This window comes from Centipeda flueggei ATCC 43531, assembly GCF_000160695.1.
Taxonomy (GTDB): Bacteria; Bacillota; Negativicutes; order Selenomonadales; family Selenomonadaceae; genus Centipeda; species Centipeda flueggei.
Genome location: NZ_GG694007.1, coordinates 22,248 through 36,321, shown reverse-complemented (window position 1 = coordinate 36,321; position 14,074 = coordinate 22,248). Strand labels below are relative to the sequence as shown.

General features: G+C 56.8%; 15 protein-coding genes. 11 read left to right on the top strand and 4 right to left on the bottom strand.

Going from position 1 to position 14,074, the window contains the following annotated elements:
* Nucleotides 1-211: 211 nt before the first annotated feature.
* Entirely contained in the window at nucleotides 212-1,600 is a 1,389-nt protein-coding gene (locus tag HMPREF0908_RS05795) for an aspartate ammonia-lyase (RefSeq protein ID WP_006690511.1), read from the bottom strand.
* Nucleotides 1,601-1,728: 128 nt separating this feature from the next.
* Here HMPREF0908_RS05795 and HMPREF0908_RS11275 point away from each other — a divergent pair, with 128 nt between their 5' ends.
* The 3 genes from HMPREF0908_RS11275 to HMPREF0908_RS05785 all read left to right on the top strand — a co-directional run bounded on the left by HMPREF0908_RS11275 (nucleotide 1,729) and on the right by HMPREF0908_RS05785 (nucleotide 3,851).
* On the top strand, nucleotides 1,729-1,878 hold the full coding sequence (locus tag HMPREF0908_RS11275) for a secretion protein HlyD (protein ID WP_071585459.1): 150 nt from the start codon (nucleotides 1,729-1,731) through the stop codon (nucleotides 1,876-1,878).
* A 157-nt stretch (nucleotides 1,879-2,035) separates the two neighbouring features.
* Nucleotides 2,036-3,076 carry a macro domain-containing protein gene (locus HMPREF0908_RS05790; protein WP_006690510.1) on the top strand — a complete coding sequence of 347 codons (1,041 nt, stop codon included), beginning with the start codon at nucleotides 2,036-2,038 and terminating at the stop codon, nucleotides 3,074-3,076.
* Between the two features lie 109 nt (nucleotides 3,077-3,185).
* Nucleotides 3,186-3,851 (top strand): vWA domain-containing protein, encoded by a 666-nt coding sequence (locus HMPREF0908_RS05785; RefSeq protein ID WP_006690509.1) that lies wholly within the window; start codon nucleotides 3,186-3,188, stop codon nucleotides 3,849-3,851.
* Nucleotides 3,852-3,952: 101 nt separating this feature from the next.
* Here the strand turns inward: HMPREF0908_RS05785 and HMPREF0908_RS05780 are convergent, their stop codons facing one another.
* Nucleotides 3,953-4,411, bottom strand: coding sequence for an Hsp20/alpha crystallin family protein (locus tag HMPREF0908_RS05780; protein WP_006690508.1), 459 nt, complete (start codon nucleotides 4,409-4,411; stop codon nucleotides 3,953-3,955).
* Between the two features lie 228 nt (nucleotides 4,412-4,639).
* On the opposite strand from HMPREF0908_RS05780, the gene HMPREF0908_RS05775 reads away from it, so the two are divergent.
* The 4 genes from HMPREF0908_RS05775 to HMPREF0908_RS05760 all read left to right on the top strand — a co-directional run bounded on the left by HMPREF0908_RS05775 (nucleotide 4,640) and on the right by HMPREF0908_RS05760 (nucleotide 7,338).
* Nucleotides 4,640-5,005, top strand: coding sequence for an arsenate reductase family protein (locus HMPREF0908_RS05775; RefSeq protein ID WP_040572539.1), 366 nt, complete (start codon nucleotides 4,640-4,642; stop codon nucleotides 5,003-5,005).
* A 39-nt stretch (nucleotides 5,006-5,044) separates the two neighbouring features.
* Entirely contained in the window at nucleotides 5,045-6,028 is a 984-nt protein-coding gene (locus tag HMPREF0908_RS05770) for a YeiH family protein (protein WP_040572538.1), read from the top strand.
* A gap of 9 nt (nucleotides 6,029-6,037) precedes the next feature.
* Nucleotides 6,038-6,682: a hypothetical protein gene (locus HMPREF0908_RS05765; protein WP_006690505.1), complete on the top strand. Its 645-nt coding sequence runs from the start codon at nucleotides 6,038-6,040 to the stop codon at nucleotides 6,680-6,682.
* 167 nt (nucleotides 6,683-6,849) lie between these two features.
* Nucleotides 6,850-7,338 (top strand): OB-fold protein, encoded by a 489-nt coding sequence (locus HMPREF0908_RS05760; protein ID WP_040572537.1) that lies wholly within the window; start codon nucleotides 6,850-6,852, stop codon nucleotides 7,336-7,338.
* 309 nt (nucleotides 7,339-7,647) lie between these two features.
* Here the strand turns inward: HMPREF0908_RS05760 and HMPREF0908_RS05755 are convergent, their stop codons facing one another.
* On the bottom strand, nucleotides 7,648-8,934 hold the full coding sequence (locus tag HMPREF0908_RS05755) for an adenylosuccinate synthase (protein ID WP_006690503.1): 1,287 nt from the start codon (nucleotides 8,932-8,934) through the stop codon (nucleotides 7,648-7,650).
* 25 nt (nucleotides 8,935-8,959) lie between these two features.
* The gene (purB, locus tag HMPREF0908_RS05750) at nucleotides 8,960-10,252 is read right to left on the bottom strand and encodes an adenylosuccinate lyase (RefSeq protein ID WP_006690502.1); all 1,293 of its coding nucleotides are present in this window, start codon (nucleotides 10,250-10,252) and stop codon (nucleotides 8,960-8,962) included.
* 171 nt (nucleotides 10,253-10,423) lie between these two features.
* Between purB and HMPREF0908_RS05745 the strand changes: the two genes are divergently transcribed.
* The 4 genes from HMPREF0908_RS05745 to bioD all read left to right on the top strand — a co-directional run bounded on the left by HMPREF0908_RS05745 (nucleotide 10,424) and on the right by bioD (nucleotide 14,054).
* A complete protein-coding gene (locus tag HMPREF0908_RS05745) occupies nucleotides 10,424-11,161 on the top strand; it encodes a metallophosphoesterase family protein (protein ID WP_040572536.1) in 738 nt (245 codons plus the stop codon).
* A 61-nt stretch (nucleotides 11,162-11,222) separates the two neighbouring features.
* Nucleotides 11,223-12,533 carry a purple acid phosphatase family protein gene (locus tag HMPREF0908_RS05740; RefSeq protein WP_006690500.1) on the top strand — a complete coding sequence of 437 codons (1,311 nt, stop codon included), beginning with the start codon at nucleotides 11,223-11,225 and terminating at the stop codon, nucleotides 12,531-12,533.
* Between the two features lie 208 nt (nucleotides 12,534-12,741).
* Entirely contained in the window at nucleotides 12,742-13,356 is a 615-nt protein-coding gene (locus HMPREF0908_RS05735) for a biotin transporter BioY (protein ID WP_006690499.1), read from the top strand.
* Between the two features lie 17 nt (nucleotides 13,357-13,373).
* Entirely contained in the window at nucleotides 13,374-14,054 is a 681-nt protein-coding gene (bioD, locus tag HMPREF0908_RS05730) for a dethiobiotin synthase (RefSeq protein ID WP_006690498.1), read from the top strand.
* The last annotated feature ends 20 nt before the right edge of the window (nucleotides 14,055-14,074 follow it).

Here is a 14,074-nt window from a genome sequence, read left to right as displayed (position 1 = left end):
CCTCCTTAGAAGTAAAACAGCGAGACAGCCGCTGCCAAAGCTGCCAAAGAGATGGCTGCCTGTATTGATTCGACGTGTGATAAAAAAATCCTCCACAGAGCACCATGCGCTGTGGAGGTCTTCCGTCTTATTTGGACGAAAAAATCTATGCCGATCCGAGCAGATGCTTTATCCGTGATTCCCTAAAAATGACCCAGCCGGCATGAACGCCTTACTCGGCGATGCCGGGGCGTGTCATCTGGCGCGGCGAGAGGATGTGCGACAGCTCCTTCTTCGTGAGGATGCCGCGGTCGAGGATGATCTCGCGGATGGGCTTTCCTGTCGTATACGCCTCCTTCGCGAGCTCAGCGGATTTCTCATAGCCGATGTGCGGCAGGAGCGCGGTGACGATGCCGACGCTGTTGTCGAGCCATTTCTGGCACTGCTCGACGTTCGGCTCGAGGCCGATGAGGAGCTTGTCGACAAACGTATTGACGGCACGCGTGATGTAGTTCAGCGAGTTGAACATATTGAACGCCATGACCGGCTCCATCACGTTCAGCTCGAACTGGCCGTTCTCTACACCGAACGTCACGGCGAGATCGCCTGCGATGACCTGATAGCACGCCTGATCGAGAACCTCGGCAATGACGGGGTTGACCTTGCCGGGCATGATCGAGGAGCCGGGCTGGCGCATCGGCAGATGCAGCTCGTTCAGCCCGCAGCGTGGTCCCGATGCCATGAGACGGAAGTCGTTCGCCATCTTGATGAGGACGAGCGCGGCATTCTTGAGCGCCGAGGAGAAATCGGCGAACGCATCTGTGTTGTTTGTCGCATCGATGATGTTCTGCGACGTACGGTATGTCTCCCCCGTGATCTCCGAGAGACGCTTGGCGACCGCCTTGATGTACGCGGGTTCCGCGTTCAGCCCCGTGCCGACGGCGGTGCCGCCCATGTTGATCGTGTGGATCGCGCGCTGGACAATGCGCGTGCGCTTCATGCAGCGGCGCACAGCGGAGGCATAGGCACCCATCTCTTGCCCGAGCGTGATGGGGACAGCATCCTGCAGATGCGTACGCCCCATCTTGAGGATACCGCGATAGGCGACAGCCTTCTTTTCCAGTTCGGCCGCAAGACGGTCGAGCGCGGCGAGGAAATCGTCCCCCTTCTTTGAGAGACAAACCTTGATGCCTGTAGGGAAGGAATCGTTTGTCGACTGCGCCATGTTCGCATGGTTGTTCGGCGAGATGATGTCGTAGCGTCCCTTGGGCTCACCGCGCAGTTCAAGCGCACGGTTGCAGAGCACCTCATTCATGTTCATGTTGATCGATGTGCCCGCACCGCCCTGAATCGGGTCAACGGGGAACTGGTCGATCAGTCCGCCTGCGATGATCTCATCTGCCGCCTGCACGAGCACATCGCCGATCTCGCACGGCAGACGTCCCGTATCCATATTCGCGAGAGCCGCCGCCTTTTTCACCTTCGCAAGAGCAATGATGAAATCGGGGTCGAGCTTCTGCCCCGTGATGTTGAAGTTCTCCACGGCACGCATCGTCTGTACGCCGTAGTAGACCTCGTCCGGTACCTCCAGCTCGCCGAGAAAATCGTGTTCTTTTCGCATCGTGATCTCTCCTTTTTACATCCGCACACAGATTATCAACAATTGTATACAGTATACCACAAAAAAGAAAAATAGATAGAGGTGCAGGAAAATAAAATTATCCTATACTTTAGAGAAATACTGATAAAATGAAGTCCGTCGAATTGGTGCAGATTTTTTGTTCTGTCAAGGAGACAAACCGGACGCACAGCAGAGGCTATGTGGAGGATTCTAGGGCACAGACAGGGCGAAAAAGATCTACTAAGACGGCGGTGCTGAGTTTATCAGTACTTCCCTAGGAAGCACCGATCCATTCGACGCCCGATTGGCGCATACGATTTACGTCCCTTCTGCCATGGATAACATCAACCATACAGCAGGAGCGAGACCGTTTATGTCGAATTGTCAAAAAAGACGTAAGGAAGAGCAGCGCTTCCTTTTAGGAGGTTCGATATCATGCCATTTGCGATTGTACGCAACGATATCACAAAGATGCAGGTGGACGCCATTGTCAATTCTGCGAACCCCCGCGCCATTGTGGGCGGCGGTGTGGATCGGGCCATCCATCAGGCGGCGGGAGCGGAACTCCTAACCGCGCGCAGGAAGATCGGCAATATTGCCGCGGGTACGGCTGCTGTTACGCCTGCGTACCGCCTCCATGCCCGTTATGTCATCCATACGGTGGGGCCGGTCTGGCAGGACGGCAGTCATGGGGAACGCGAACTTCTCAGCCGTGCGTATCAAAACTCCCTTCGGCTGGCGGCAGAACGCGACTGCTCCTCCATTGCTTTCCCTCTCCTGTCCGCGGGCGTGTTCGGCTGTCCTTCTGAGATCGCGATTGCTGCAGCAGTGCAGGCCATTCGTGATTTCCTGCAGGAACATGACATGGACGTCTATCTGGTGGTGTTCGACCGAAAGAGCTTTAAGATCTCAGACACGCTCTTTGACGACGTGCAGAGCTATCTCGACGAAAGATATGTCGCGGAACTGCTGGATGAGGAATATCGCGGCGATGATCGCGACCGTCGGATCACGGTCTGTCACGAGACGGCATATTTGGATGCTGCGGAGGCCTGCGTGAGAGAAGCTGCGCCGACGCCTGCGGCGGAGGATGCTGATGCGGGCGCCGGCTCGTTGGAGAATTTACTGGACGAAATCGACGATACATTCTCTGAGACACTTCTTCGGCTCATTGACCTCAAGGGAAAGAGTGATCCGGAGATATATAAACGGGCGAATGTGGATCGCAGGCATTTCTCGAAGATCCGCAATAATCCCGCCTACCAGCCCAGCAAGAATACAGCCCTGACCCTCGCTGTGGCGTTGGAACTCGATCTCGAGGAAACGCGTGATTTTATCGGACGCGCGGGATATGCGCTCTCCCGCAGCTCCAAGATGGATGTCATTGTGGAGTATTTTATTGAGCGGAAGGAGTACGATATCTTCACCATCAACGAGACACTCTTTGCGTTCCAGCAGCCCTTGCTTGGCTGCTGAGGGATGCATGCGGATAAATATAGCGATTCTTTCGATGTCGCCTGACAGGCGACCCTGCGCCTCTGCATTTTTGCTAGAATGAAGTCAGCTAAGGAAGGAGGCACTTATCATGAAGAAAGGCTTAACGGAGATCGTGTTCATTCTGGATCGGAGCGGTTCGATGGCCGGCTTGGAGGCGGACACCATCGGCGGGTTCAACGGGCTCATCAAAAAGCAGCGCAAGGAGAGCGGGGAGGCTCTTGTCTCCACAGTGCTGTTCGACGATGTGTGCGAGGTGCTCCATGACCGCGTGCCGATGGAGCAGGTGGAGGAACTGACTGCGGACACCTACTTTGTCAAGGGCTGTACGGCGCTCCTCGATGCCGTGGGCGGTGCGATCCATCACATCGGCAACATCCACAAATACGCCCGTGATGAGGACCGGCCGGAGAAGACGCTCTTTATCATCACCACGGACGGCATGGAGAACGCCAGCCGCCGTTATACCTATGACAAGGTGAAGCAGATGATCGGGCGGCAAAAGGCAAAATACGGCTGGGAATTCCTCTTCCTCGGGGCGAACATAGACGCCATTGAGGCGGCGGGGGCCATCGGCATCTGCGCGGATCGTGCGGTCACTTACCAAAGTGACCAACAGGGGACGGCGCTCAACTACGAGGTCATGCAGGAAGCCATACATCATGTGCGGACTTGTGCCGCTCCGCTGACGAGCGCGTGGAAAGACCGCATCGATGCGGATGTGCGGCGCCGCAGAGGAAAACGCCGACGCGATTGATGACGTAAAGGTGTGTGACCTTCATACAACGTCAAAAAGGGACCGCATGGAAGATTTATTTCTTCCATGCGGTCCCTTTGGTGTCTGTTTGGCATGTGGGATCAGTGAATTTCGATCTGCTTGCGCTCAGGGGCAGATGCCGATTTCGGCAGGTTCACCTGCAGGACGCCGTCCTTGAACTCGGCGCGGATGTTCGCGTCGTCGATGCCGTCGATGTAGAACGAGCGGCTGACTTCGCCCGTATGACGCTCGCGGCGGATGTAGTTTCCGTTGTCGTCCTTTTCATCCTTTGACTCGTTGCGCGTCGCAGCGATGGTGAGGTAGCCATTCTCGTAGCGGAGACTGATGTCTTCCTTCGCCATGCCCGGCAAGTCGGCGCTCAGCTCGTAGTGGTCGCCGCTGTCCTTCACATCAACCTTGAATGAGGATGCCCCCCAGTTCGCTGCGGGGAAGCTGCTGTCGAAGAAGGAATCGCGCATGGCGTCGAAGAGATCAAACGGGGTATTATGCTCACGTGAGGTAAGCCCGCGATGTCCGCCAAAAGGTACAAGTCCAAACATGATGATCAACTCCTTAGATCTTTTTGTTGGCTGATGCGCTGTTTGGTATCCGCCTCAGCCATGTGAATATCTTTATTGGGAAGGTGCTTCAATCACCTTTCGATTGTTATTATACTGCTAAAAGTCAAAAAGTCAATAGGTCAAAAAGAAAAAATTGAAAAATTTTTGCACGGCGATATAATAAATAAAGATATATGTTATTTCGTGAATGGAAGCGGAGGAAACAATATGGCAGATATGGAAGTTCTTTTTATCGGCTACCCGAAGTGTTCGACGTGTCAAAAGGCGGAGAAATTCCTGCGTGCGCATGGCTGTGCGGCACCGATGCGCGACATTAAGACACAGAACCCGACGGTAGAGGAGCTGCGTACGTGGCACAAGAAGAGCGGACTGCCGCTGAAGCGGTTCTTCAATACGAGCGGGATGATCTACCGCGACCGCGGGCTGAAGGATACGCTGCCGGAGATGTCGGAGGAGCAGCAGTACGCCGCGCTCGCCTCGGACGGGATGCTCGTGAAGCGGCCGCTCCTCATCACGAAGGACCGTGTCTTGGTGGGCTTTCGCGAGGCGGAGTGGGCAGAGCTGTTTGCGTAGGGGATGATCCCGCAGGCGCGTTTTGAAAGAAGGATTTCGATGAAACGAGAGTACATGGACGGCATCCTCTATGCGATGCTGTTTGCCGTGCCGGCCTACGTGCTGGGGCTGTATTTCCCCATCGTGGGCGGACCCGTGTTCGGCATTCTGCTCGGGATGCTGTTCGCGAAAAAGCGGCGTCCGGAGAAGACGGAGAGCGGCATCCGCTTTACGGGCAAGAAGATTCTCCAGTATGCGATCATCCTGCTCGGCTTTGAGATGAATCTCTTTCACGTTGTGGAGGTGGGAGAGCAGTCCCTCTATGTGATGGTCTTTACGCTTGCGGCAGCGTTCCTTGCGGCGCTTGTCGTGGGACGTTTGATGGGGCTTGATCGCGACATGACGGCGCTCGTTGGTGCGGGAACGGCGATCTGCGGCGGCTCGGCGATTGCGGCGGTTGCCCCTGTGATCGGGGCAAAGGATCGGGATGTGGTGATCTCGATTGCGACGATTTTCTTCTTTAACGTGATTGCGGTCTTTCTCTTTCCGTTCCTCGGGCACACGATGGGGATGTCCGATCAGGGCTTCGGCATGTGGGCAGGCACGGCGATCAACGATACGTCGTCCGTGGTTGCGGCAGGCTATGCGTACAGTCACGATGCGGGCGCGTATGCGACGATTGTGAAGCTGACGCGTACGCTGATGATCGTGCCGGTCTGCCTCTTCTTCGCGCTGCTCGTGATGCGCGGGGCGAAAAAGAGCGGCGCAGGGTTCTCTCTTCGGCGCATCTTTCCGATGTTCGTGCTCTACTTCATCGTCGCGTGCATTGTGAATACGACGGGCATTCTCCCCGCAGAGCTCTCGCATGGGCTGGGGATGCTCGGAAAGTTCGCGATTGTGCTCGCGATGAGTGCGATCGGGCTGAACACGGATCTCCCGTCGCTCGTAAAGAATGGGGCGCGGCCGCTTGCCCTCGGGATGGTGTGCTGGGCGGCAGTGGCGGTGACGTCGCTCGTCGTCCAGCACGCATTGGGGCTGCTGTAAGAGGGGACAATGGGGAATAAAAAGACAACGAATCAAGAAAATGCCGCAGCGGATGAACAGGACGTCGAGCTGCGGCCGTTCCCGCCGTTTCTGCCGCCGCAGGCGACAGTGCTGATGATGGGGAGCTTTCCGCCGGCAAAGGAAAAACGGGCGATGGCATTCCACTACCCGAACTTTCAGAACGATATGTGGCGCGTCTATGGGCTCGTGTTCTTCGGTGATGCAGCACATTTTCAGGTGCCGGGGGAGAAGGCTTTTGATGCGGAGCGCATCAAGGCATTTCTCACGGAGCGCGGCATCGGCTCGTGTCCCGGCGTGCGGCGCGCCATCCGCACGCACGGCAATGCGTCCGACGCCTATCTGAAGGTCGTGGAGACGGTGGAGCTGCCTGAGATTCTGGCCCAGATTCCACAGTGCCGCCGCATCTGCACGACGGGCGGAAAGGCGACGGAGATCCTTTTTGATCTGCTCACGGCGGAGAAGAAGGGCAAGGATGTCAAGACGGGCGAGACCGTTCCTGCTCGCTGCGGCGTGCGCGATCTCCTCGTCACGCGTCTGCCGTCCACTTCGCGTGCCTATCCGATGAAGCTTGAGAAGAAGGCGGAGGCGTATCGGCAGTTTTTCCGCATGGCGGGGTTCACGGTGGCGGAGTAGAACGAAAAATAAAAGACAGGTCAACGGCTGCGTTTCATGCCGTTGACCTGTTTTTCGTAGAAAAACTTCAAAAATATTTTAAAATTAAGCAGGGATATGAGGGGGGGTAGAATTAATAGATGTAGATGAGAAGCACTGCGCTTTAAGTTACAAAGGAGATGTTTGTTATGGGCAAGTTTAAGAAGGCGCTCTTAGGGCTGGTCGGTATTGTGGTTGTCGTCAGCTTGGTTGGTTCTTGTGGTGGCGGTGGAAAGGATAAGTCAGACAATGCGAACAAGGGGAATTCAACCACTACCACACAGCAGCAAGAAAAACAGAAGGAATACGCAGAGGCGGATATCAATGTGCTGCTCAGTGAAGCAAAGGATAATGCTGCCTCTGCGAATCAGAATTATAAGGGAAAGGCAGTAAAGATCATTGGTGGACATATCGGTAATATTGATTCGGATGTGAAGTATATTACCATTGATGGCACAGCAGCAAAGTACACGATGATTCACATTCATTGTGATGTAGATGCTAAGAATAAGGAACTAAAAGATGCTGTTCTGGCATTGAAAAAGGGGCAGAATGTCACGGTATATGGGACGATAAAGGAAGTCGGGGATATCATGGGATACTCCATGAAACTGGATAAGGTGGAGTCGGCACAGTAAAAGAAGTACCTATTCCGTCAAGAGATGAGAAAAACAGCTTATCCAAAATGTTTGTTTCGCAGCGAGAGAAGTGCCTAAGATGCATCCATCAGGATTCCGTTCGTGAGGTATTCCTGCTCGGCTTCTGTAATTGCGATATCGATATACGGGTGAGATGATTTCGCTCTTCTGCGGGGATTTCTTTGGCATTAGTTGATGATGCTGCTGATGGTTGAGTATTTATCATCTGTGTGTATCCCCCAGTGGACATCTGAATAAGTCAAACGGCACGATGTGAGATGATTCATACCGTGCCGTTTTTGTATTCTCTTAGAACAAGTCGTTTGCAAGGACGATGGTCTGCTCGCGTGAGGGTCCGACGGAGATGACGCCGAGGGCGATGCCCGTGATCTCTGCCATGCGCTCGAGGTATTTGCGTGCCTTTTCGGGGAGGTCGCCGTAGCTGCGGATGCCGGAGATGTCCGTCTTCCAGCCCGGGAAGGTTTCATAGACCGGCTCGACCTCGGCGAGGACGTTGAGGCTTGCGGGAACGCCCTTGAGGAGCTCTCCCCTGTACTTGTAGCCCGTGCAGATCTTGATCTCGTCAAAGCCGTCAAGGATGTCGAGACGTGTGACCGCCATGTAGTCGATGCCCGAGAGCATCCCCGCATGGCGGACGACGACGGCATCGAGCCATCCGGTGCGGCGCGGACGCCCCGTGACGGTGCCGAACTCATGCCCCGCCTCGCGCAGTTTCTCTCCGATGGGATTCAGCTGCTCTGTGGGGAAGGGACCCTCGCCGACGCGTGTGCAGTATGCCTTGACAACACCGACGACCTTGTCGATCTTCTTCGGCGCAACCCCCGCGCCGATGGTGACGCCGCCCGAGATGGGGTGTGAGGCGGTGACGTAGGGGTAGGTGCCGTAGTCGATGTCCAGCATGGTCGCCTGTGCGCCCTCGAAGAGAATTTTGCGCCCCGCGGCGATCTCCTCGTTGATGAGGGGAATGGTGTCGGTGACGAGCGGACGCAGACGTTCTGCGTAGCCCTGGTACTCCTTCAGCACCTCGTCATAGTCAAGAGGCTCATGGTGGTAGACGGCGGCGAGCTCTGCGTTCTTGTTGTCGAGGTTCTTCTTGAGCTTTTTGGCAAACTCTGCGCCGTCAATGAGGTCACAGACGCGGATGCCAATGCGGTCGTCACGATCCATGTAGCAGGGGCCGATGCCGCGTCCCGTGGTGCCGATCTTGTCTGCGCCGCGCTGGGCGTCGCCGATGCCGTCCATCAGTCGGTGGTAGGGCATGACGACGTGCGCACGGTCGGAGATGCGAATGTTCGATGTGTCGATGCCGCGCGCCGCCATGGCGTCCATCTCCTGCAGACAGACCTCGGGGTCAAAGGCGACGCCGTTCGCGATGATGTTGTGCGTGCCCTTGTAGAGGATGCCTGAGGGCAGGAGGCGGAGTTTATACTCTTCGCCTGCCGCGACGACGGTGTGTCCCGCATTGCAGCCGCCCTGATAGCGGACGACGGTGTCTGCCTTGCTCGCGAGGTAGTCGACGATTTTCCCTTTGCCCTCGTCGCCCCACTGCGTACCCGTAATAACGATGGTTGACATAATGAGTCCCCCTTATTTCTTCTCCTTAGAGATCAAATCGTGCAAAGATGTCGTCGACGTTGCGCAGGAAGTACTGGTAGTCAAAGCACGCGTCGATTTCCTCCTTCGTGAGGTGGGCGGAGATGTCGGCGTCCTTCTCGACGTTCGTGCGGAAGTCCTCCTTGTCGAGCCAGCGCTTCATGGCGTTGCGCTGCACCCAGACGTAGGCAGTCTGACGCAGGATGCCCTTGTTGACGAGTGCCGTGAGGATGCGCTGACTGTAGATGAGACCACCCGTGCGGTTCATGTTGTGCAGCATGGCGTCTGGGTAGACGAGGAGCTTGTCCACGATGCCGGTCAGCTTGTGCAGACAGTAGTCCACATTGATCGTGCTGTCGGGCAGGATGACGCGCTCGACGGAGGAATGCGAGATGTCGCGTTCATGCCAGAGGGTGATGTCCTCCATCGCCGCGACGGCGTTGCCGCGCACGAGTCGTGCCATGCCCGAGACGCGCTCGCAGTTGATCGGATTGCGCTTGTGCGGCATCGCCGACGAGCCCTTCTGTCCCGCCTTGAAGAACTCCTCTGCCTCACGGATGTCCGTGCGCTGGAGGTTGCGGATCTCGGTGGCGATTTTTTCCAAGGTGCTCGCGATGATGGCGAGTGTCGTGACGAACTCGGCGTGGCGGTCACGCTGGATGACCTGTGTCGCCAGACGGACGGGCGTCAGCCCCAGTTTTTTGCACGTCAGTTCCTCGATGCGCGGGTTGATGTTGGAGTAGGTGCCGACGGCGCCCGAGAGCTTGCCGACGGAGACGATTTTCTTGGCATGCGTAAGACGCTCGATGTCGCGCTCGATCTCTGCACTCCAGAGCAGAAGCTTCAGCCCAAAGGTCATCGGCTCCGCGTGGATGCCGTGTGTACGTCCAATGCACGGCGTATGACGGAACTCGTTCGCGCGGCGGCGGAGCACGGTGCGGAATTCCTGCAGATCGTCGAGGATGATGGCGGCGGCGTCGCGCATCATGACGCAGTATGCCGTGTCCTTCACGTCGCTCGAGGTGAGTCCCTTGTGGATGTATTTCGAGTCCTCTCCGATATTCTCCTCGAGGTTCGTGAGAAAGGCAATGATGTCGTGGTCGGTGGTCTTTTCGATCTCGTTGATGCGCGCGACGTCAAACTTTGCCTTTGCCTTGATGTTCTCTACGGCGGCGGCGGGGATCTCGCCCAGTTCCGCCATTGCCTCACACGCAGCGATCTCGACGTTCAGAATGGTCTGCCACTCGTTCTGAATTGACCAGAGATGCCCCATTTCCGGCCGCGTATAGCGTTCTATCATGTGCGTCCTCCTGCCTGAAAATAAACAAATTTATCCTGCACTATCATATATCTCCATGGGACGATTGTCAATGTTATGCGGAGACAGCGTTTTGTATACGGGATATTCTCATGCGGATTTCAGGGTTCTTACGATATAATAGAAATGTTTATTGCGGAGGGGGGCGATCGGATGTTTCGCCGGATTCTTGCTGTCGGCGATGTGCACGGGGAGGCAGACGGCCTCGAGCGTCTCTGGAAGAAGATTGCGTTTGACGATGAGCGGGATCTGCTCGTCTTTCTCGGCGACTATATTGACCGCGGCGCCGCGCCTGTCCGTGCCCTGCAGTTCGTGCAGCGGCAGGTGGAGAAGTACCGCAATGTCCACGCACTCATGGGCAACCACGAGGCGATGATGCTCAGCTATATTGATGCGTATGGACTGGGGCGTACGATCATGGGGCACTTCGATCTCTGGCTGGCGAACGGCGGCAGGATCACGAGGAAGCAGCTTGCCGCTCTGCCAAAGGCGGAGGCGGAATCGCTGACGGCATTCGTTCGGTCACGCCCGATTTCCTTCCGCACATTGCATGCCGGTGAGGACATTCTCTTCGTTCATGCGGGTGTGAATCCTGCGGCGGAGGACTGCCGGGAGGATATGCTTTGGATTCGTGAGAAGTTTTTCGCGGGGTATCACGGCAGCACGTTGGTTGTTGTCGGACATACGCCGACGCAGATGCTGCGGCGCGGCGGCGCAGCGGTGCCGCTCTTTCTGCCGAACAATATCATCGCCTGCGACACGGGCGCGTATCTGCCCGGCGGACGCATCAGCTGTGTGGACACGGCGCACTATCTGCGCCTGCGAGCGGGCGGACATGCGCTCACGGCGGGAGAACGCGCATCCTGCTATATGCAGGCGGAGCGCGGGTAAGGCTCGTGTGATTCCTTAGATGTATCAGTGATTCCTTTATATAGGAGAGAGGAAGAAATTGATGGAAAGGAAAAAGACGTTTACGCGCCGTATGTTTATCAAGGCGGCGATAGCGGCGGGGACAGCCGCTGCAGGCGGTGCGGCGCTCTGGAAGCTTGCCGGTATGGAGTGGCTGCGCAGGAAGGGGCTGCATCCCTTTCCCAATACTCTCTATATCGAACGCCTGCGGCAGATCATCACCTCGGATCCCGGGAGCAGCCGTGTCCTCATGTGGGAGACCGATGCAGACGGGATGGATCAGATGGTCGAGATACGGGCGGAGAACTCGGAGGAAATCCGGCGCATCCCTGTGAACGATGCAGCGTTTTCCGATGATGGTGTGACGGTGTATCAGTATACGGCGGAGATCGACAGGCTGGTACCGGGGACGAAGTATCGCTATCGCATTGAGGCGAATGACGGGGCGACGGGCTGGCAGGAACTCTATACCCCTGCTGCTGATGCACCGTATAAGATGCTTCTTTTTCCCGACAGCCAGTCGAGCGACTATGCGGATTGGCAGCAGCTTGCACATCTTGCGTGGGCACGCAACACAGATGCCGCGTTTTTTGCCTGCCTTGGCGACCTCGTGGACAACGGCGAGGATCGTGCGCAGTGGACAGCGTTCTTCACCGGGCTGGATGAGATGGAGCGCGTGATTCCGATAGCTCCCGTCATGGGGAATCATGAGACCTATGACCGCCAATGGGAGACGCGTCTGCCGACGGCATACCTGAACTACTTTAAGACGCCGCGCAACGGGAGCAGACAATTCGAGCGGTACTACTATTCCTTTGATTACGGTAATGTGCACTATATCGTCCTCTGTACTCAGCAAAAGGAAATCGGGGATTTTCAGGACGGTCTGACCGAGGAACAGCTGGCATGGATCCGCCGCGACTTGAAGGCACATCGGCGTAAGTGGAATATCGTTCTCATGCACAAGGACGTGCTGCGATACCGTATTCATGGACGCCCCGAGCGCAGTGAGGGCATTGATGAGGAGATCGGACGCGTATGGATGCCCGTCTTTGACGAACTCAGCATTGATGTTGTCTTTACGGCACATCTGCATACATACCGCAATCGTGGGCATATCTACGGTTTTGAGAAAACGCAGAACCGCAAGGGACCGCTCTATATCCTCACGGGTGTTGCGGGGAATGTTCGCTATCCGAATCTTTGGGTTGACCATGCTTTTGATGAGGTGACGCTTCCGCAGCCGGAGACGGATAACTATCTCACGATGGAGGTCCGGGATGATCGGCTTGAGATCGCGTGTTTCCTGTCCGACGGCACGGAGATGGATCGTGTGAAGGTGACGAAACGGTAAGGGGATCGTCCGCTCGTGTGCAAAGTGACTCGATGGAACTGCTGCACAAAGCTTCGGCTTCGTGCAGCAGTCCCGTCTTTTTTATATGCAATCGATATACAACTTTAGTAAACCTACATAGAATATTCTGGTTGACAATAAATAAAATAGCGAGTAAGATAAAGCAAGTCTATGGGTCTGTCAGTTTTTATGGAGGTATCTGAAGATTATGAAGTTACGTGAAGTAATCCTATGCGGGCTGTTTATCGCGCTCATTACGGTCGGGACGTTCGTGCGCATCCCTGTGGGTACGGATGTCTACACGCTGCAGTTCCTCTTTACCCTGCTCGCGGGGCTGATGCTCGGTGCGCGGCTTGGTGCGCTCGCCATCGGCACGTATGTACTCATGGGGCTCGTGGGGATTCCCGTGTTCGCCTCGGGCGGCGGCCCTGCCTATGTGCTTCAGCCGACGTTCGGCTATCTCGTCGGCTTCATCCTGCAGGGCTGGGTGACGGGCGCGCTGGCGCGCCGCGGCGTGCCGACGTTCCGGCGTGCACTTGCCGCGTGTGCAGCAGGCATGGTGGTGCTCTATGCCCTCGGCATCCCGTATTTCTACTTCATATCGAACTACATTATCGACGCGCCGATCGGTTTCTGGGTGGCGGTCTGGTACTGCGGCGTGCTGCAGGTTCTGCCGGACTTCCTGCTCTGCGTCGCGGCGGCGTACGCCGGGATTCGCCTCTACAAGGCGGGGCTCTGGATTCGTGAGACGCAGGAGACGCAGCCGCGGAGCACTGCTCCCGTGCAGGGGGCAGCGGTGCATGCGAATCGCATGGATGTCTGACAGGAGGCGCATCATACGTGGGTAAGGCGTTATTTGTCACGGGAACGGGGACGGACATCGGCAAGACGTATGTCACGGGGCTGATTGTGAAATGTCTCCGTGACGCGGGGGTTGCGGCGGGCTACTATAAGGCGGCACTCTCGGGCGCGGAGGTCGCCGCGGACGGTACGCTCCTGCCGGGTGATGCGCTCCATGTGGCGCGTGTCGCGGAGCTCGATGCGGCGGATGTCACTGTCTCCTATGTCTATCGAGATGCGGTCTCACCGCATCTCGCGGCGCAGATCGAGCACCGCCCGATGGATTTTGCAAAGGTGGCGCAGGACTACCGCCGCGCGAAGGAGCGCACGGACTATCTGACGGTGGAGGGGAGCGGCGGCATTATCTGCCCGCTGCGCTGGGACGGCGATGAGCACGTCGTCCTTGACGATCTTGCCGTGCGGCTGGGGCTCGCTGCGCTCGTTGTTGCCGATGCAGGGCTCGGAACGATCAATGCCGCTGTGCTGACGGCAGAGCATCTGCGTGCGCGCGGCATTCCCCTGCGGGGCTTTATCTTCAACAATTGGCAGGGCGGTCTGATGCAGGAGGACAATGTGCGGATGGTCGAGGAGATCACGGGAGCGCGTGTCTTGGCGTGTGTGCCGCACGGCGCGGCGGAACTGCCGATGAGGGCGGATGCGCTTGCCGCGCTGTATGAGTAATGTGTGTTTAGGGAAGCACT